This window comes from Terrirubrum flagellatum (assembly GCF_022059845.1).
Classification (GTDB): domain Bacteria; phylum Pseudomonadota; class Alphaproteobacteria; order Rhizobiales; family Beijerinckiaceae; genus Terrirubrum; species Terrirubrum flagellatum.
Window position 1 is genome coordinate 1029033 of sequence record NZ_CP091851.1, and the last position, 18800, is coordinate 1047832.

Annotated in this window: 15 protein-coding genes; 2 read left to right on the top strand and 13 right to left on the bottom strand. The window is 61.9% G+C overall.

Annotated features, from left to right (window positions below; genetic code table 11):
• Positions 1–28: 28 nt before the first annotated feature.
• From L8F45_RS05175 to L8F45_RS05200, 6 genes are all read right to left on the bottom strand, one after another.
• Positions 29–1765 carry an ABC transporter permease gene (locus tag L8F45_RS05175; RefSeq protein WP_342361819.1) on the bottom strand — a complete coding sequence of 579 codons (1737 nt, stop codon included), beginning with the start codon at positions 1763–1765 and terminating at the stop codon, positions 29–31.
• A gap of 11 nt (positions 1766–1776) precedes the next feature.
• Entirely contained in the window at positions 1777–2892 is a 1116-nt protein-coding gene (locus L8F45_RS05180; RefSeq protein WP_342361820.1) for an ABC transporter ATP-binding protein, read from the bottom strand.
• A gap of 18 nt (positions 2893–2910) precedes the next feature.
• Positions 2911–3984: an ABC transporter substrate-binding protein gene (locus tag L8F45_RS05185; protein WP_342361821.1), complete on the bottom strand. Its 1074-nt coding sequence runs from the start codon at positions 3982–3984 to the stop codon at positions 2911–2913.
• Between the two features lie 56 nt (positions 3985–4040).
• Positions 4041–5456 carry a phenylacetate--CoA ligase family protein gene (locus L8F45_RS05190; RefSeq protein WP_342361822.1) on the bottom strand — a complete coding sequence of 472 codons (1416 nt, stop codon included), beginning with the start codon at positions 5454–5456 and terminating at the stop codon, positions 4041–4043.
• A 323-nt stretch (positions 5457–5779) separates the two neighbouring features.
• Complete coding sequence (locus tag L8F45_RS05195; RefSeq protein WP_342361823.1) at positions 5780–6451, bottom strand: hypothetical protein; 672 nt, start codon at positions 6449–6451, stop codon at positions 5780–5782.
• 384 nt (positions 6452–6835) lie between these two features.
• Positions 6836–7057 (bottom strand): hypothetical protein, encoded by a 222-nt coding sequence (locus tag L8F45_RS05200; protein ID WP_342361824.1) that lies wholly within the window; start codon positions 7055–7057, stop codon positions 6836–6838.
• A 441-nt stretch (positions 7058–7498) separates the two neighbouring features.
• Here L8F45_RS05200 and L8F45_RS05205 point away from each other — a divergent pair, with 441 nt between their 5' ends.
• Positions 7499–8518, top strand: coding sequence for an LLM class flavin-dependent oxidoreductase (locus tag L8F45_RS05205; RefSeq protein ID WP_342361825.1), 1020 nt, complete (start codon positions 7499–7501; stop codon positions 8516–8518).
• On the opposite strand, the gene L8F45_RS05210 is transcribed toward L8F45_RS05205, so the two are convergent.
• Positions 8488–9096, bottom strand: a complete 609-nt coding sequence (locus L8F45_RS05210; RefSeq protein WP_342361826.1) for a hypothetical protein — start codon at positions 9094–9096, stop codon at positions 8488–8490. The two genes, L8F45_RS05205 and L8F45_RS05210, sit on opposite strands and share 31 nt — an antisense overlap.
• Before the next feature lie 165 nt (positions 9097–9261).
• Here L8F45_RS05210 and L8F45_RS05215 point away from each other — a divergent pair, with 165 nt between their 5' ends.
• Positions 9262–12621 carry a DUF2339 domain-containing protein gene (locus L8F45_RS05215; RefSeq protein WP_342361827.1) on the top strand — a complete coding sequence of 1120 codons (3360 nt, stop codon included), beginning with the start codon at positions 9262–9264 and terminating at the stop codon, positions 12619–12621.
• A gap of 90 nt (positions 12622–12711) precedes the next feature.
• Here the strand turns inward: L8F45_RS05215 and L8F45_RS05220 are convergent, their stop codons facing one another.
• The 6 genes from L8F45_RS05220 to L8F45_RS05245 all read right to left on the bottom strand — a co-directional run bounded on the left by L8F45_RS05220 (position 12712) and on the right by L8F45_RS05245 (position 18628).
• Positions 12712–13383, bottom strand: coding sequence for an N-acetylmannosamine-6-phosphate 2-epimerase (locus L8F45_RS05220; RefSeq protein ID WP_342361828.1), 672 nt, complete (start codon positions 13381–13383; stop codon positions 12712–12714).
• Positions 13380–14237: a carbohydrate ABC transporter permease gene (locus L8F45_RS05225; protein WP_342361829.1), complete on the bottom strand. Its 858-nt coding sequence runs from the start codon at positions 14235–14237 to the stop codon at positions 13380–13382. Before L8F45_RS05225 ends, L8F45_RS05220 begins: the two co-directional genes overlap by 4 nt.
• Complete coding sequence (locus L8F45_RS05230) at positions 14234–15166, bottom strand: carbohydrate ABC transporter permease (protein WP_342361830.1); 933 nt, start codon at positions 15164–15166, stop codon at positions 14234–14236. The genes L8F45_RS05225 and L8F45_RS05230 overlap by 4 nt, the downstream gene beginning before the upstream one ends.
• Positions 15167–15214: 48 nt before the next feature.
• Entirely contained in the window at positions 15215–16423 is a 1209-nt protein-coding gene (locus tag L8F45_RS05235) for an extracellular solute-binding protein (protein ID WP_342361831.1), read from the bottom strand.
• 247 nt (positions 16424–16670) lie between these two features.
• Positions 16671–17594 (bottom strand): alpha/beta hydrolase family protein, encoded by a 924-nt coding sequence (locus L8F45_RS05240; protein ID WP_342361832.1) that lies wholly within the window; start codon positions 17592–17594, stop codon positions 16671–16673.
• An 8-nt stretch (positions 17595–17602) separates the two neighbouring features.
• On the bottom strand, positions 17603–18628 hold the full coding sequence (locus L8F45_RS05245) for a LacI family DNA-binding transcriptional regulator (protein WP_342361833.1): 1026 nt from the start codon (positions 18626–18628) through the stop codon (positions 17603–17605).
• Between the last annotated feature and the right edge of the window lie 172 nt (positions 18629–18800).

Sequence of the window (18800 nt, forward strand, 5' to 3'; positions counted from 1 at the left end):
GAGTTCGTTTTGAGACTCGGCGACGCGCTTAGGCTCGGCGATCCGTGGCGCGTGCGATGACGAGTTGCAGCGGCGCGACCACGACAAGCAGGACCGCGACGAGAAGCATCGAGAGCGCTGCGGCGGCCGGCAGGTCGGGAATGTCCCACATCGTCCAGGCGAGCGACGCGACCACCATATTCGAAGCGGTCATCAGCATAAGCGGAATCGTGAGATCGCGCGCGCTGTGCGCCACGACCCAGAGGAAGCCGTTGAGAATCTGCGGCCAGACCAGCGGAACAATGATGCGCCGGAACACCGCAAACAGAGACGCGCCGCTCACCAGCGCGGCGTCGGTCAGTTCCTTGTGAATCTGGACGAGCGCGCTGCTCATCGTGCGCGTTCCGAAGGCGATGTAGATCGTGATGTGTCCGATGATCAAAAGGGCGAGCGCGCCATAGAGCGGTGTGCGCAGATACATCAGCAGGATCGCCATCGCCATGACAATCGGCGGTACGGCAGCGGGAAGGAATGATAATGTTTCCAATGCGCGCGACAGGGCTCCGCGAGCCCGGACAGATATCCAGGCGATCAAACTCGACAGTAGCATGACAATGGTTGCGCTCACTGTCACGAGCGGGACGGTGTTGAGAATTGCGCCGCTTGCGGAAGGCAGCGCGAGCACGCGTCGATAGGTCGACAGCGTTAGCTGCGAGAGACCATCGATACTGGGCAGCCGGTAGAAAGGCAGGAAGCTTGTCCAGAGAAGAATGAGGACAGGCGAAATCATCACGAGCAAGAGCAACAGTGATCCGGTCGATGCGAAGAGTCGCCAACGGCCGAGCGCGATGCGCCTCGTCCGGAAGGCGCGTCCGCTGACGACGCGATATTTCTCGCCCGCGCCAACGATCCGGAAATAGAGCCACATCAGCAGCGCGGCGGCGACGAGGAGCAATGTTCCGAACGCGGCGGCGAGGCCGTAATTCGGAACGCCGGTGTCGGGCGACGACAAGAGGAAGATGCGCGTGCTGAGAACCGGAATCCGCGCGGTGAGGCCAACGATGACCGGGAGATCGAACGCTTGGACGACGGCGACCAGCATGAAAACGCCAATCGAGAGAATGCCCGGGGTGAGGAGCGGGAGAGTTATTCGCCGGGCGATCTGAACGGAAGTTGCGCCGTGAACCTTGCCAGCCTGCTCGAGCTGCGGGTCCATGTTCTGCAAGAGGCCACTGATCATGACATGCGCGGTCGGCGCGACGCTAAGCGCGGTGATGAAGATCAGCGCCCACATGGAATAGATTGTGAAGGGCGCGGACGCGCCGAAAGCCCAGCGGGCGAACGCGTTCAGCGCGCCATTGCCGGGATTGATCAGCAAAATCCAGCCGAAACCGATGATGACGGGGGGCACCGCCATCCAGGTGAACAGAGCTGTCCGGATCAGCGCGCGGCCCGGCATATCGGTCCGCTCCGTTAGCCACGCCAGCGCGGTCGCGATGGCGACGCCGAGTCCCATGCTGCCGGCGGCATAGATCAGCGTATTGGCGAGAAGTCCTGGCGTCGTTGGATCAAGAATGATCGCGCGAAAATTGGCTGTTGTGATTGACCAGCTCTCGAAAGGCAGCGTGTTGGGCGGCGCAAAGCCGGCGCGAATAAGGATCGCGAGCGGACCGACAAGGAGCGCTGCGAGGATCGCCAGAAGGCCGAGCTGGATAAGGCGCTCTTGCGTGATGGCCGGCGCGCTGGCTGTTCGCCGCTTGCTTTCTCCAGACGCGATGGATGTCATAGCTTTTCGGACTAAGCGTCCGCTGCGACGATGCAGCAGCGATCCGGTGGAATCTCGATGGTCACGGCGTCGCCAGCCGCAAATGCGTCATAGGCGTTGAGATCGACCTTGAGCAGATGTCCGCCGATGCGAACATCCGCTTCGTCCATGTCGCCGAGAAAGGCGCGGCTCGCGAGCACGCCGGCGAATCTGTTGGCGCCTGCCGCGGCCGCGTCTTGCGTTACCTTCACCGCCTGCGGCCGCACAACAAGGCTGCCTGTGTCACCGATCGCGACCAGACTCTCGACCGTCGAGGCGAATTCGCCGATCTCGGTCACGAAGCGCAACGCCTTTCTCCCTTCGATCTCCACGGCGCCTGTGACGCGGCCTGGCAGCATGTTGCTGCGGCCCATGAAGTCGGCAACGAAAGCGGTGCGCGGCTGCAGATAGATCTGTTGCGGCGCACCGGCCTGCACGATTTCACCGCTGCGCATCAACGCGATCTTGTCGGCGATCGCCAGCGCTTCGATCTGATCATGCGTCACGAAAATCGTGGTGATTCCAAGCGCCGTCACAAGCCGTCGCAATTCCGTTCGCATCGTGACACGGAGTCGCGCGTCGAGATTGCTGAGCGGCTCATCGAGAAGAAGAAGATCGGGCTCATGCACGATCGCGCGCGCCAGCGCGACGCGTTGCTGTTGTCCACCGCTGAGATGCGGCGCTGGCCGATCGGCGAGAGCTGCGAGTTCGACTTTTGCGAGCGCGTCGAGCACCCGCCGCCTTACTTCGGCGCGCTCCACCCTGCGGCCGCCATGCTGGAGCGGAAAGGCGACGTTATCGAAGACACTCATGTGCGGCCAGATCGCGTAGGATTGAAAAACCATTCCAAGCCTGCGGCGGTTGGTCGGGATTTCGATGCCAGCTTCTCCATCGAAAATGGCGGCGCCTGCGATGGCGACGCGTCCTGAGTTCGGCGTCTCCAGTCCGGCGATGGATTGCAGCAGCGTCGTCTTTCCGCAGCCGCTTGGCCCGAGCAGCGCAAAGACCTCGCCTTTGGCGACCTCGACGGAGACGCCGCGCAATGCGCGCACGGGATCGACCCCGCTGCGTTGCGGATAGATCTTGGTCAGGCTGTCAACAGCAAGCATAGACGTGGCTGCGAAAGCTCAGTTGGCGCCGGTGAGCAGCTTCGTCAGCGCGTCGCGAAGTTTCTGCTGGTTTGCGACCTCGGCGAGCGATGGCGGCGCCGCGATCCTGGCGGAGGTCTTGACCTGCGCTTCGCGGATCAGCTTCGCCACATCGGAATCGGTGTCGGCGACCCGTGGCATCGCCTCGAATTTCGCGGCGATCATGACGCCTTCGGTGGCGAGCCAGGCCATGAACAGCCGCGCCGCATTCGGATGAGGCGCGTTCTCCGGCACATAGATCAGGCCCTCATAGATCATGATGTAGTCCGAGAAGAACTTGAACTTGACCGGCTGTCCTTGCTGGATGGCGCGTTGCGCGCCGTGGAAGGTGATGATGCCGATCGGCGCCTGGCCGACCGAGAGCGCCTGCATCACGACCGGACTGCCGCGTTGCAGGATTGGCCTGTTGTCGATCAGCTTGCGCGCGTAGTCGAGCATCGCATCCTGGCCGATGATGTAGGCGATGGTCGGCAACGGATTGAGGAAGAACGCGTTGAGCGCAAGTTTGCCTTTCCATTTCGGATCGAGAAGTCCGGCGGTCGTGTTCGGTACGTCCTCGTCGCGCACGAGCTGCGAATTCCAGCCCACGCCATAGACGGCGTCGAGAAGGTCGAATGCATAGCCCCTGAGGTCAGGCATCACCGCGTTCACGGTCGCGCCGATCTGCGGCAGCTCCTTGCCGAAAACTTTCTCCCAGGGATAGGGCTTCAGCAGATCGCGTGCGCGCAGTGTGTCCGCATCCTCGGCGCTGCCGAGCCCGATGAGATCGACAGAGCCCTGGCCGCCGCTGGCTTCCGCAATCACGCGCACATTGGTTTGCGGCGCGCCGGCCGGAGTCCAGTCGATCTGCAGCGAAAGATTGAAACGCTTGTTGAAAGCGTCGATCAGCGCCTTGTGCGCTTCAGGCGAACTTGGATTGGTGACGCGCACGACAAGCGCGCCCTCCTTGCGCGCTCCGTCCAGAACAGACTGGAACGTCGGCTCCTGCGCGATAGCGCCGGCCATAGAAAGCGCGAGAAACGCCATTCCCATCGTGAGACCCAAGCGCATCATCCCGTCCTTCCATTTGTCGCTCGTTCGAGCGCTGATTTGTCAGGCGACAGCCTGATCTATTTTTGTCGCAAGTCGAGGAGCCGGCGCACCTTGTCACGGCCGAGTCGCGTGTGCTCGGCAAGCACGCCGGGATCGACAATCTCCACATCCACCTTCACGCCGAGATCCTTGAACAGCGCGCGCCGCATATCTGCGGCCAGGCTTTCCGAATCGATGTCAGTCGACCGGCGCTCGATGCGAACCGTCATCTCCTCGCGCCGCGCCAATTCTTCGCCGACATGATAGGCCACGCAGATGAAGTCGCCGGTTGTGCGTTCATCGCGCGTGATCGCGTTCTGGCAGGCGAGCGGATACACGTTGTTGCCGCGCAGCTTCACCATTTCGTCGGCGCGGCCGAGGAAGGTGGAAAGCTTGCGCGTGCAGAGCCCGCAGGCGCATTCGGAATAATCCGACAGCTCCATGAGATCGCGCATATCGTAGCGGATTAGCGGCGGCGTCGAGCGATGCAGGCTGGTCGCGACCAGATTACCCTTTTGGCCGTATGGCAGGGGCGCGCCGGTATCTGTGTCCACCATCTCGCAATAGATCGTGTCCTCGCTGAGATGCTTGCCGTTGCGCTCCTTGCATTCGAACGCGACGAGGCCGATCTCGTGGGTGCCGTAATTGTCATAAACCGGGCAGCCCCAGGCGTCTTCAAGCTTGCGGCGGAAATGGCCTTCGATATCAGGTCCGAGATAGGAGTGCAGAAAACGCGTCTTCAATTGGTGAAGATTGAAATTCATTCCCTTCGCGACTTCCGCCAATCGGCCGAGGTATTCTCCACGCGCAAACCACCAATTCACGCCCCATTCCCTGGCGTATTCAAGTTTGCGTTCGCTCGGGGTCACGATGCCCGTCCCCGTCGTCACAGGCACGGCGCCGAGCCAGTGATAGAGCGCGGTGAATGCGTTCCAGGCGGAGTTGGCGAGCGAGTTGGTATAAGTGATCTGGACGATATCGCCGGGCCGCCCGCCCTGCGCGTAAAATGCGCGCGCGCCCTGCACGCCCTGAACTTCCCACGCGACGGGATCGAAGAGAGTCGGACGCGGCATCCCTGTTGTGCCGCCGCTCGTCTGAATCTTCAGCGGCGTCTTGCCGAACTCTTCGCGCGTGAAAGTGTAGTGGTCGCCGAAGGGCGGCGCGGCGAGAAGCGCGCCTTTGAGATCATCGCTGTTGAAGGTCGGAATGCGTGTGATGTGTTCGAGCTTGGTTACGTCACCGGGCTCGAGTCCCGCGGCGGTCCAGCGTTTGCGATAGAAAGGCGCCTGCCACGCGTCCTTCATGCGTTCGAGAAAGCGGTGCTCCTGGAGAGCGTTCAGCGCGTCCTTGCTGAGACGGCCGACGGTCTTCTCGAAGTGGGGTGGCGGCGGATAGTCGGCGATGAAGCGGTCCCAGTCGATCGACTTGCAATAATAGGGAATGTTGACCGACATCAGCTCCGACAGTCCTCTTGCATTCCTTTTGCGCTGCGGCGAGCTTGCGGACGCAACCACCCGATGCGGCAAGCGCATGTGAGGGGCCAATGCAGAGTGGCGTCGCAGAGGGGCGCCAGGTCATCGTCTGAACAGACTAGCCGCGGTTTCAATCGATGCGGTGAGCATTGGCCGACGAGCTTGTGAACCGCGGCTGATGCAAAGTATTTTCGAGTGCGCGCAGCGTGCAATCATTATCCGGAATCGATGGCGAATCGGGGAAGATGCGTTCGGAGGATCGAAAATCGGTGAAGAGATGGCGCTCACGCGTAATTTTTTCGAGCTCAAACCTGCGGTTCGGCGACGGCTCTTTCGCCAAGCCAAACCGCCATTTCGAGGATCGTGAGCAACGTCTCTCCTCGTTCGGACCATGCGCCGAGCTGCCGAAGCCTGCCAAGAAGCGCCTTCGCTAAAGCAAGCGGCGTCCGTCGCTGCTCGAGCGTGGGCAACGGCTCCCGCGACCAGAAACGCTTTCCATCGTCCCAGTAGCCGATACGGTCGAGAAACCGGACGCCGAAATACATCGCCTCGAAGGGATCATCGTCCCCGAAGCCATCTCCTTCGACACTTTCAGTGAGGCACCAGCGAAGCATATCGAGCATCGCCGCCCGCGCCTGCTTCTTCAGATCTTGCGACATGTAGGGCCAGCCGCGGAAGAATATCTGCACCACGTCGTAGTTGTGGTGGTTGCTGAATGACGTGCTCTCGTCGGGGCGCCAGCCATTGGGATAGATCTTGTCACGGATGCGGAGGGTCGTTTCCGCTAATCGATTCCAGTTTTCGACGTTGCCAGCCCGGTAGTTGACGTGATGGAAGGTGAACGAGAGATCCTGAACGATGAAGAGCTTGCCGCCCATGCGATACCATGGTCCCCAGTAACCCGTGCGCGGATGCTGGGTCTGCCGCATAAAGTCGGCATAAGCGTTTTCGAGCTGTTCGCCGATCGGGAACTCCAATCGCGGATCCTCGATGAGGGAGCGCAGATTCTCCTTGTAGATGAGCTGCGAAAGAGCGCTCTGGACCGCAGCGAGTTCGTCGCGGTTGTTGACGCCAGTTGTGGCGATATCCGAAATCTGAAGCCGCCAGAGATAGTCCCGAAGCGCACCGGGATCAGCCAGCGGCTTCAGAAAACTCAGCTTCTTCGCCGTCGGGAGATTGAATTGCTTTGACTGGAGTTCATCGACTGTCGGCTGAAGCTTGCGATAGAACTCCGTCGCGCCGGGCCCCCAGGCGCCGTCCGCCTGCTGAGCGAGCGTCGATTGACTGCCGGACGTCAGCTCCTCCTGGAGGTCCTGAAGGCGTCGGTCAAATCGATCCCATTCCGTGCGATAGTTGAGAAGTCATTTCGCTTCGTTGCGCATCTGATCGGCGATGTCGACCTTCTTGCCGGCTTTCTGCAGTTTATCGACCTGCTTGCTCAAATCCCGGAATTTCGCCTTTCGAGGATCGCGCTTCTCGGCGTAATGGACGTCGAATATCGCAAACTCATGGTCGATGAGCGCGGCGATGTCGGCGCGGGCGATGTCATCGACCATTTCGGCAGGGTGGCGTTCGTCGGTCAAGGAAATCTCCTCGTGATCCGTCAATAGCCGCCGTGATCGATTTGAAACGCAACCGTCAGCCCCGGCGTGCGCCACCTGATCCCATTAGCTATCTCAAAAATAGCTTCGGCGGGAAATTCTCATTTAGTATTGGAAGAAAGATCATATGGTCGACTGCTGATTGCGGCAATGGCCGGACGCGATCATGCCGACAATTCTCGTGATGGCGGAGATCGCGTGAGAATTAAAGAGCGCAGATTCCTCAATGACCGATCAGAAGTCTCGCGGGTGCTGTGCTTTCCAGAAAACAGCTTTGAGCCGCGGCGGTGAAGTCGCCTGGCTTTCCTGTTTTCTCGCGCGCATGAGCGTTGTATCCGCCGCCGGGCCGCCGGGCGCCTGATCCGATTGAGGCGCGAAGAGCGCATGATATGTTGACTACAGACACGAAGAAGATCGGATGACATGAAAAAGATCGGATTCCTTTCGTTCGGCCATTGGGGCGCGTCCAGCCATTCGCAGACGCGAACAGCATCGGACGCGCTTCTGCAGTCCATCGATCTGGCCGTCGCGGCGGAGGAGCTGGGCGCAGACGGCGCCTATTTTCGCGTGCATCATTTCGCCCGACAGCTCGGGTCGCCATTCCCTTTGCTGGCGGCGGTCGGGGCGAAGACCAGCCGCATCGAGATCGGCACCGCAGTCATCGATATGCGCTATGAGAATCCGCCCTATATGGCGGAGGACGCTGGCGCGGCTGATTTGATTTCCCGCGGGCGGCTCCAGCTTGGCGTCAGCCGCGGCTCGCCGGAGCAGGTGATCGATGGCTGGCGCTATTTTGGCTATGCGCCGCAGGACGGCCAGACCGACGCCGATATGGCGAGACGCCATGTGGAAGTGTTTCTCGATGTGCTGAACGGCAAGGGATTCGCACAGCCGAATCCGCGGCCGATGTTCCCCAATCCGCCCGGGCTGTTGCGGTTGGAGCCTTTTTCGGAGGGCCTGCGAGAGCGGATCTGGTGGGGCGCCGCGACGAATGCGACTGCGGAATGGGCGGCGCAGCTCGGCATGAATTTGCAGAGTTCGACGCTCAAATTCGACGAAGGCGGCCTGCCTTTTCACGTCCAGCAGGCGGATCAGATCAGGGCATTCCGTAAGGCCTGGAAAGAAGCCGGCCATGCGCGCGAGCCGCGCGTGTCAGTCAGCCGCAGCATCTTCGCCCTGATGGATGATCGCGACCGGGCCTATTTCGGCGCGAATGATGGCGAGGACCACTTCGGCTATATCGAAGCTCACAAGCGCGCGGTGTTCGGCAGATCATATGCCGCGGAGCCGGACATTCTTGTCGCGGAGCTGTCGAAGGACGAGGCGATTGCAGAAGCCGACACGATCCTCCTGACCGTCCCGAACCAGCTCGGCGTCGATTATAACGCGCATGTGCTGGAGGCGATTTTGACTCATGTCGCGCCGGCTCTCGGCTGGCGATGATCGCAAGACGTCCGAGCGCCAAGGATGTGGCGCACCTCTGAATGCGGGCGAGACGCGAGCGTTGGCGTGCGCTTGCGCACTTCGCCGGCGATCATGATGTGACTGATTGCCGGCGAGGTTTCCCGGAATACGTCGCCATGGATCGCGTAGCCAGCCGCCGCGAACAGCTCCCCTTCGCCGAGACGCGCGCGAGGCGTCACCTCATCCTCGTTATTGCGGTTCTGCTCGTGGAGATCGGCGTAAAGGCGACCCCGGTGGGCATGGCGCAGGCCGACGAAGCCACATACTTTGCTTCTCTCGCCCAACATTGATCTAACTGCTTGTTGAATCGCTGCTTTAGGCAAGGCTGAGGACCAGGATTGGAAGCGTTCGCGATACTTGGCCTTGCGGTTCTGGGCTTTATGATCGCCGTCCCCTGGGCGGCGTTTTCGGCTGTCAGTCGGGCCAATCGGGCGCTTGCACTGATCGCAAAGCAACAGGTTGAGATCGCGCAACTCCGATCCGCTTTGTTCGCTGCTCGCGAGGCCGGCGCCCAACCGGATATTGTGGAGACGGCTGACGAATCCGTCGTCGCACAATCGTTGGCGCACGACGTCGAGCGATCAGTGGACGCCAGCGCGATCAGCGAGCCCGAGCCACAGGCGGCGCTGGCTGTTTCGCCTGAAGCAGTCGTTGAGCCTGTGTCGCTTAATGTTCTTCAGACGCAAGCGCTTGAGCCTGAGCCAGCGCCGGCGATTCCGGAAATGACGAGGGAGGTCGAAGCCGAGCTCTCGTCTCCGGCGATGCCTGCGCCCGGATCTGCGCCGATTGCGCGACGCAGCGATTTTGAAGAAGCCTTCGGCTCACGCTGGGCGGTGTGGGTCGGCGGCGTCGCGCTCGCGCTGGGCGGGCTCTTCCTGATCCGTTATTCGATCGAGGCCGGATTCTTCGGCCCGGGCGTTCGGCTGCTCATGGGAGTCGCATTTTCGGTCGCGGCTGCAGCTGCGAGCGAATATCTCAGGCGAACTGATCGGATTCTTAATCTCGGCGCTGTTTCGAACGCGATCGGCCGATCCGGCGCGAACATTCCAGGCGTGCTCGCCGGCGTCAGCGTGCTTAGTGGTTTCGGCGTCGTGTTCGCCGCACATGCGATTTACGGCTTCATCGGTCCCGGCGTCGCTTTCGCGTTGATGGGCCTGATCGGACTCGCCGCGCTTGCCGCCTCGCTGCTTCACGGCCAACTCCTCGGCGTATTTGGCCTCCTTGGATCCTACGCGACGCCTGCTCTTGTCGCGAGTACGGCGCCGGATTTCTCCTCGCTGTCGCTGTTCCTCAGCTTCGTCACGATGGTCGCTTTTCTCCTGCATGGGCAGCGACCAAGCCGGCTGGTCACGCTCGGCGCGGTCGCCGGTCATGGCGTCTGGACGCTGTTGATCGCGCTGTTCGCGCGCAGCGTCGTCTGGCCGTCTTTCCTGCTCGTTGTGGGAGCTGTGCTGGGGCTGGCTCTGCTGAAGGAATGGCCGGCGTTCAGAGGACGTGCGGTGCGGACCGTCTGGCTGGTCGCAGGCTTCGATGCGATCGGGCTCGCCGCCATCGCGGTTCCTCTGATCCTGTCCGGGGTCCTGTGGGTCTCGGATGGCGGCCCCGCATCCATACATGCGGCGATCCTGACGACGGTGCTGATCGCCATCATCGCAGCGGTCCGGCGTCGGGATCTTGCTCCGCTGGCTCCCCTTGCCGCGGCCGCGGCCGCCGGAATGATTTTGCTCTGGCCGAGCAGGGAAGCCGCGTTCGGTCTTTCGCCCGATATTTTCTTTCGTCTCGTAAGGCTGAGTTTCGAGGGCGACGCCGGCGCCGGAATCGGGTGGACCGCCGCGGTGATGGCAATCATTGTCGGCGGCCTGCCGTTCGGCGCGTTGTTGTTGCGCAAGGGCTCGGGGGCGGGGGGATTTGTCGTCCGCGGATGCCTTGGCTTCGCCTCGGCGCTCGGTCCGATCTGTCTGATGCTCGCTGCGGCTTTGCGCAGCAACGGCTTCGAGCGTTCGACGGGCTTCGCCGCTCTGTCGCTGCTGCTGACGATCGCGTTGTTTGCTGCCTCGGAGGCGTTGCTGCCAGTCGAGCGGCGAAACACGCGTGCGCGCACCAATCCCCTTGCGCTGATCGGCTCGGCCGCTTACGCCGCCGGCGGTTCGATCGCGCTTGGCCTCGCTGTAGCGTTCGTGCTGCGCGAAACCTGGCTTGTGGTCGGGCTCGCTGTCGGCGCCGCAGGTGTTGCTATCGTCGCCAGCCTGCGCCCGATCCCGCTTCTGCGCAGCATGTCGGCTGCGCTGGCGACAGCCGCATTCGCCCGTTTGCTCTGGCAACCGATCCTCACCGACATGGGCGCCTGGCCGATCATCAACTGGATCATCCCGGCCTATGCCGCGCCGGCTCTCTGTTTCGCCGTTGGCGCCATGGTTCTGCGTGGAAGAGAGGATCGCCCGCGAAGCGTTCATGAGGCTCTGGCGTCGTTCTTCGCGGCAGCCTTCGTAATGCTCGAAATCCGGCAGATCTTCGTGGGACCCGATCTCCGACCCGACGCCTTGCAGCTCGCCGAGCATTATTCCGGCGATCCGCGCAACAGACTCTTTGAAGAGATCGCCGCCTACATCGTCGCGATCGGGTTCATTGGCGCCGGATTGCAGATAATCGCTCGTCGCCTCGGCGGACGGATCTTTGCGCCTGCCGCCGATGTCGCAGCGGTTGCTTTGCTGCTTGTCAGCCTTGGTGGTTTTTGCGCTCTTCTCAATCCGCTCTTTGACGGCACGCAAGTGCTTGGTCCGCCGATTTTCAACCGGCTTCTGCTCTACGTCGTGGTTGGCGGCGTTCTCGGCGCGCTCGGTTTCCTGCTGGATCGCCGCGTTGCGCGCTCGCGCATCGGCGAATGCCTCAGCGCCTGCGCGATCGTGCTCGTTTCGCTTGGCGCTGTGCTGATCGTTCGTCAGGCATTCGCCGGCCCGCAACTCGCGCCGCAATCGATCGAGACAGTCGGCTTCGCCGAGGCCGTCATGGTGACGCTCGTGCTGCTTGCGCTCACGGCCGCAGCGCGCGTCTGGCGCGAGGCGGCGGAAAATCGCGTGGCGAGCTTCGCCTTGCGCGCGCTTGCGCTTCTGGCGATCGGATGGGCCGTTCTCATGCTCGGCCTCGTGCGCAATCCGATGATCGATCTGAGCGGCGTCTCTGGCCCGGTAATCTTCAACCGCATTCTCTGGGGTTATGGCGCGGCCGTTCTCGGCTTCGCCGGGCTGGCGCTATGGGTGCGCGGCGCGCAGCCGGAGATCGGCCCATCTCTGGCGAGAACCGCGAAGGGTGGGGCGCTCCTTGGCGCCTTCCTGCTGCTGCGTCACGGCTTCCACGGGCCGGCGCTGGCTTCGGACGTTCCGATCACGCTGGCGGAAGCCGGCTGCTATGCGTCAATCGGGTTTGTTGCGGCGATCGCCGTCATGATCACACGCTCGGTTCGGTTGGCCGGATGGTCAACCACCGCGAGCGCGCGAACCGCGGCCGTCTGTTCTTGCTCGATATTCGCGCTGTTCTCGGGTATGGTCGCGAGCCCTTGGGCGACAGGCGTTCCGCTCGCCGGGCCCATGATCTTCGACAACGCTCTCGTTGGCTACCTTGCGCCGTCCTTCCTCGCTTTCGTCGCAGCGGCCTGGGCGCGCGAATATATCGCTGCGCCATCGGCGCAGCGCGTGTTCGGAGCAACGGCGATCGTCGGCGCTTTGATCTATATTCTGATCGAGGTCAGGCGCTGGTTCGTGGGCCCGAATCTGTTGGTCGACGCCGAAAGCGCTGCCGAGCTTTATCTCTATACCGTGGCGATCCTGCTCTATGGTGTGACCCAACTCGCGCTCGGTTTTCGCCTGCAATCCAGGGATTTGCGGCTGGCTTCGCTCGCCGTCGTCACGATCGCTATCTGCAAGGCGTTCCTCGTCGACATGTCCGGCCTGGAAGGCCTGTTGCGGGCGCTGTCCTTCATCGGCCTTGGCGCATGTCTCGTCGGCATCGGGCTCGCCTATCAGCGCCTGCTGCGGCGAGAGATCGCGCAACAGGACCAAAGGGGCGACGCGCCGGTCTCGACATAGCGAGCAGCCTCTTCCGCGTTGCTGAGAAGGCAAAGCCTTAAAGTTGTTTGCGACCACCAGGCGCGTTCCGAGCCGCGTCAGGCGCCGTCATCATCTTGCATGAGCGGCGAAGCGGCGCGTGATCTCGCGCGGATTCGTGATCGCGGTTCCGACGACGACCGCATGTGCGCCTGCGGCGAACGCTGCATCGAGTTGATCCGGTCTTTCGAAGCGACCCTCAGCGACGACAGGAACGGAGATCGCGTCAGCCAGATCCCGGATCAGCGCGATGTCGGGTCCGGCAACCCTGCGCTCTTCCGTTTCGGCGGTGTAGCCGGACAACGTCGTCGCGATGTAAGCCGCGCCCAACTCGGCGGCGCGCTTTCCTTCGGCGAGAGTGGCGACATCCGCGAAAATGGGCTTTCCAAGCTCTTCGCAGATTTTCTGAAACAGCTCTTCGAGAGGTTCTCCAAAGCGCGGCCGCGCGGTCGCGTCAATCGCGATGATATCGGCGCCTGCGGTGGAGACCATCGAAGCGCTCGCGAAATCGGGTGTAATATAAACCGGAAAGCCTTCGTTCCAGCGCTTCAAAATCCCGATGATCGGCAAATCGCTAATCGCGCGAATGGCCGAGATGTCGGCGACGCCGTTGGCGCGAAGCGCTCTTGCGCCGCCTTGTTCGGCCGCCTTCGCCATGGCGGCCATATAGGTCGGACCATGGAGAGGATTGTCCGCACGCGCCTGACAGGAGACGATGAGAGATCGCGCAGGCAGGGCTCTCATTTGACGGCTCCCGCTGTCATGCCGCTGACGAAGCGGCGCGACATTGCGAGATAGACAATCGATAGCGGCAGCGCAGCGATCGTAAGCCCTGCAAAGAGAACGCCCCAGTCAGTGGCGTATTCGCCCATGAAGACAGTCAACCCTTGCGGAAGCGTCTTGCGGCTGTCCGTCTGAATGAAGACAAGAGGGAAGAAGAAATCATTCCAGATCGGCACCGCATTCTGTATGGCGCCGATCACCATGGGCGGTGTCGACAGCGGCAGCATGATCGAGAGCATGATGCGGGGTTCCGACGCGCCGTCGATGCGCGCCGATTCTTCAAGCTCTTTCGGCAAGGTGCGAAGGAAGCTGGTCATAATGAAGATCGTCGATGGCAGGCCCATCGCAGTATAGATCATGACGAGCCCGAGGCGACTGTCGAGCAGGCTGAAATCGCGCAGTTGCAGAAAAAGCGGAATCACCGCGAGCTTCAGAGGAAGCATGAGCCCCGCCAGGAAGAACATCAGGATCGCCGAATTTCCGGGGAAATCGTAGCGTGCAAGCGCATAGGCGCCCATGACGCCGAGCAGCAGAATGAGCGCCACGGCGCCGCCTGTGACCAAGAGCGAGTTACCGAGATAAATGGCAAGATTCGTTTCCGACCAGATGCGCGAAAAATTCTCGACATTGGAAAAATCAGGCAAGGAAAAAGGGGAGTCGAAAATCTCCATGGTTGTCTTGAAGGCGGAGAAGACCATGAGAATGATGGGATAAAGCATCAGGATGGAGTTCGCTACGAGCAGCGCGGCCGCGATCGCGCCGATACTGCTCGATCGCGGGAAAAGCGGCGCCGAGTTCGCAGCCTCCGACGTCAAAGCGCGATCTCCCGTTTGCGCAATTGCAGCGTGATGAACGTCGCGACCCCGGCAATGAAGATGAACATCAACGCGGCAAGCGCATTGCCCCTGCCGAAATCCTGAACGCCGGCGCTCTGGTTTCCGAAGGCGGTGCGATAGAAATAGAGCCCGAGAACGTCGGTCGAGCCATAGGGAGAGCCGTCGATACCCGCCATGATGTAGGGCAGCTCAAACCAGTTGAACGCGCCAATGAAAAGAAGCGTGAAGGTCACGGTCGTCGAGGGCGCGACGAGCGGCCAGACGATGTTTCTGATGGTGCGCCAGACGCCGCAACCGTCCAGCTTCGCCGCGTCGAGAATGTCCCGCGGAATACGCTGCATGCCGGCGAGATAGACCAGCGTCGGAAACCCCACCCAATGCCATGCGTTGGCGAGGACGAGCGCTGAGAGCGCTGTACCCTCTTGACCGAGCCACGGTCTTTGAAGGGCGCCGAGCCCGATCCATGCGAGCCCCTGATTTACGAGGCCGAAATTCGGATCGAGGAATAGCTTCCACATGAAGCCGACGAGCGCCGTCGAAAGAATGACCGGCAAGAAGACGGCGGTGCGATGGAGCCGATATCCGAACGGTTCAATATAGATCAGCCAGGCGAGAAAGAAGCCGGCGGTATTCTGGACCACCAGGAGCGCGGCGAATACAAAGATGTTGTGGCGAAACGCGCGCCAGGTGATCGGGCCGAAGTGATCGCCGAACAGCACGTCAGCAAAATTCTGCAGCCCTACGAATTCGCCGCGCGCAAGGCCGTGCCACCGGAAGAACGCAGCGCTCAGCGCGGACAGGAGCGGCCACGCCACGAAGACCGCCATGACCGCGATCGGCGGCAGCAGGAGAAAGGAAATCCAGCCGGCGTGGTCACCTGTCCAGCGGCGACGGGCTTTTATGATCACGTTTTTGGTCTGACTCGATTTGATGAATCGCGGCTGCTGAGGCCGGGATTATTTCTTGAATGGCGGGAAATAGGCGGCGATGCCTTTCGTCACTTCGGCTCCGATTTCGGCCGGCGTCGCCTTGCCAGCAAGCATCTTCTGCACGCCGGCCTGGAGCAAAACAGATCCGGACGGCTCCTGATAACGGAAATGAACAAGCATCAGATAGGACATCGACTTCTTGTTGAGCGTTGCGACCTCCTGGAGGAGAGGCGATTCAAACGCCACACCGTTGATGGGCGAGATGTTCTGAAGAGCATTCGCGAACATCGTTCCAAACTCGGCGGACGACATGAAGTTGACAAGTTTCAGGGCCGCCTGCTGCTTCGCGGATTTCGCGTTCACGGCAAAGCCGCCGTCGTAGTAGAGCGCGACGAGCCGTTCGTCGTTGGCGGTCGCCGCAGGCGATGGAAAGACGCCGAGCTTCAGCTTCGGATTGAGCTTGAGGAACGTCGCGAGTTCGAACGAACCGCCCGCAAACATTGCCGCGCGGCCCGAGGCGAAAAGCTGCTGGGAAGCGGCGTAATCGACGCCGCTGAAATTGGGCGCGAAATAGTCCTTCACGCCGTCGAGCCGCGCCAGCGCGGAGACGAAACGCGGGTCGGTGAAATCAGCCTTGCCGGAGAGCACATCGGCCTCGAACTGCTTGCCGATCAGCGACGACAGCAGCGCGCTTACAATGGTCTCATTTTGCCATGCGGTCGCCACGCCGTTCCCAAGTGGCGTCACTCCCTTCGCTTTTAACGCCTTGCACAGTTCGATGAACTCGTCCCACGTCGCAGGCGGCTTGACGCCGTTCTTCTCGAAGGTTTCGGCATTATAGATGACGAGCATTGTCTGCGACGCGAAGGGAACCGCATAGACTTTGCCATCCGAGCGCATCGTCTCTGCAGCCAGCGCGGAGTCGGCGAAATTGGCGAGACCCGGCATGTTGGTTTTGTCGAGCGGTAAGAGATAACCTGGCTTGGCGACGGATTCGAGATTGCCGTAAGCGCGGACCTGGACGACGTCGGGGCCTGTTCCTGCGGCAAGAGCTGTCGACAGCACGGTGGCGTAGGTCGTCGGCTCGAACGCCTCGAACTTCACGGTGATATCCGGATTCTTCTTGTGGAAGGCGTCGAGGATCTTGGCATAGGCCGCCCGATCCTCCTGGCGCCAGCTCCACAGTGAAATCTCCTCCGCTTTCGCCGATACAGAAAGACCTGCTCCGAGGAGCATGCATGCAGCAATTACCGGCCAGTGAGCCATGCGGACAAAGGCACGCGATAGGGAGTTCATGAGGCGCTCCTCCGTCTGAACATGTTTTGGCTCCGCGCCGATGCGGACCGAGCTTGTCGGCGGCGTTTGGCCAGCCGCATCCGCCAAAGCTATGACAATCCTGCGCCGGCGCGCAATGCAGGGGGAAACAACCTTTTTAGCCCACCGCTGCGACGCAAAGCGCGGAGCCGTTCGGCGGCGTTTGGCCTCAGCCCAGATTGCGCGTGAGGAAGTCGAGTACGGCCTTCCGCATCGCCGGCGTTTCCTGATGTCCGGTCTCCGCGTCGATCAAGATTTCAAGCGCGCTCTCGGCGCCGGCGCGTCGATAGCTCGCCCGCGCATCCTCGATCGCGGTTCGCGCCGCGTCCTCTGGCGTCAGCGGATCGCGCAGTCCGATACAGGCGAGCTGCGGTCGCGGCGCGGCAAGGCCGGCGATGCGACCCGTGCTGATATGATCGAGAAGATTCGGGACGGTCATATAGATGCCGTGCCGATCGTGGCCGCCACCGCTCACCAGCATTGCGAGATCGGCGAAGCAGCAGAGATGCGCGATCGCCTTGATCCTCGTGTCGAGTGCGCCGAGCCAGAAGGCGTGGGTTGCGCCCATCGATATTCCCATGGCGCCGATCCGCTCGCCATCGACCTCCTTCATGCTTGCGAGCAGATCAATGGCTGCGATCAGCTCTGTCAACATGACGCCGAAGAGCGTCTGACCCCGCCACAAATGGCGCTTCGCCAGCTCTGACTCCGTGTTATGCGTTCTCTCGCCGAAGCAGGGCATGTCGATGCACAGTACGACGAAGCCGCGATCAGCCAGCGCCTGCGCATAGGGCGGGGTGAGGAGGGCCGGCCGACCCGCGATCAGCTCCGACGCGCCGATTTCATATTTGCCGCCATGGGCGTGACAATAAAGCAGGGCGGGGAAGCCGCGCCATTCGCCCTCGGGTCCCGTGAGGATCGCCCGGACGTGCTCGCCATTGCGTTTGATAAGGTCGAGCCTTTCAGCGCGCGCCCCCGGCAGGCGCAGCTCAAGCGCTTGGCGCTCTGCGATCTCGAACCGCTCTCGCGGAAAATCCCCCAGCAGACGCCAAAGCGTACGGCGCGTGGCGATTTCGATGTCGTTCGCGCGCATGCCGTTCCTCACTTCGCGAGATCAGGAGACCGCACGACGAGCTGATGCTGCAACAGCCGGTCCGAGGCATTCTCGTCGGACCATATCGCCTGAAGCTGATCGACGACCGCCGCGCCGTAGTCCTGATAGGGAATATGGACCGACGACAGCCAGGGCGCGATCCAGTCATTGAGCGAGTTATCGTCGACGCCGACGATGAGGCAATCGTCGGGCACGCGCACGCCACTCTCGCGCGCGAAGCGATAGGCGCCATAGGCCATGAGATCGCTGACGCAGAAGAGCCCGCGCGGGCGGCCGGTCTCCGCTGAAAGCTTCTTCATCGCCTCATAGCCCGCGAAGAGGTGCTGGAGGTGATCGGAGTCCGCCTTTGGAATCTCATTGCGCGGCAGCCCCCTTGCAAGCAGTCGTTCGATGAAACCCTCGACGCGATCGGCGACCGCGGAAGAGGAGAGCGACGCATGGATGACAGCCGGCGCACGCACGCCCGAGTCGAGCAAGAAATCCGCTGCGAGCGCGCCTGCGGCGCGATTGTCGATGCCGACAAAAGGAACAGGACGTTTGACCGATGTTTGTCGGCGGCCGACCAGAACGATCGGCTCAGCGCGTTCGAGAAATTTCGTCAGCGTCGGGCTGCGCACGGCGGAGACGATGACATAGCCCTCGACGGATTGCGCGCGCATCGCGTGCAGATATTCGTCCTGCAAGGCGGCCTGATCGTGCGTATCGCACAGGATCATCACATATCCAGCTTCTCGCAGCGCGACTTCGGTCGAGGTCGCGATCGCGCCCATCGCAGGATTGTCGAGATTGGGCGCCAGCATCGCGACGATGCGGCTCTGCCGGCTGCGCAGCGAGCGGCCGATATTGTTGGGACGATAATTGCGCGCCTCGAGAAGCGCCTGGATCTTCTCGACGGTCTTCGGGTTGGCGCGATTGAGCTGCCCGTTGGCGACGCGGGAGACCGTCGCGATCGAGACGCCGGCCTCGCTCGCGATCGTCGACAAGGTCGCCTGCGCGTCGCGCGTTTTGCGCATGCCTCTCCTCATGGCACCGGCCTTCGCCACAGCCGGCCGCCTCTGTCAATTTTCGCCAGCTTGACATGTTTGGCAAACGTTTGCCAAGATAGGTGCAGAAGTTGACCGCAGGCGCGGACCAAGCGCCCGCAGGTCGGACCGCGCATTGAGGCTCCTTTGCCGAGCCGTTGGG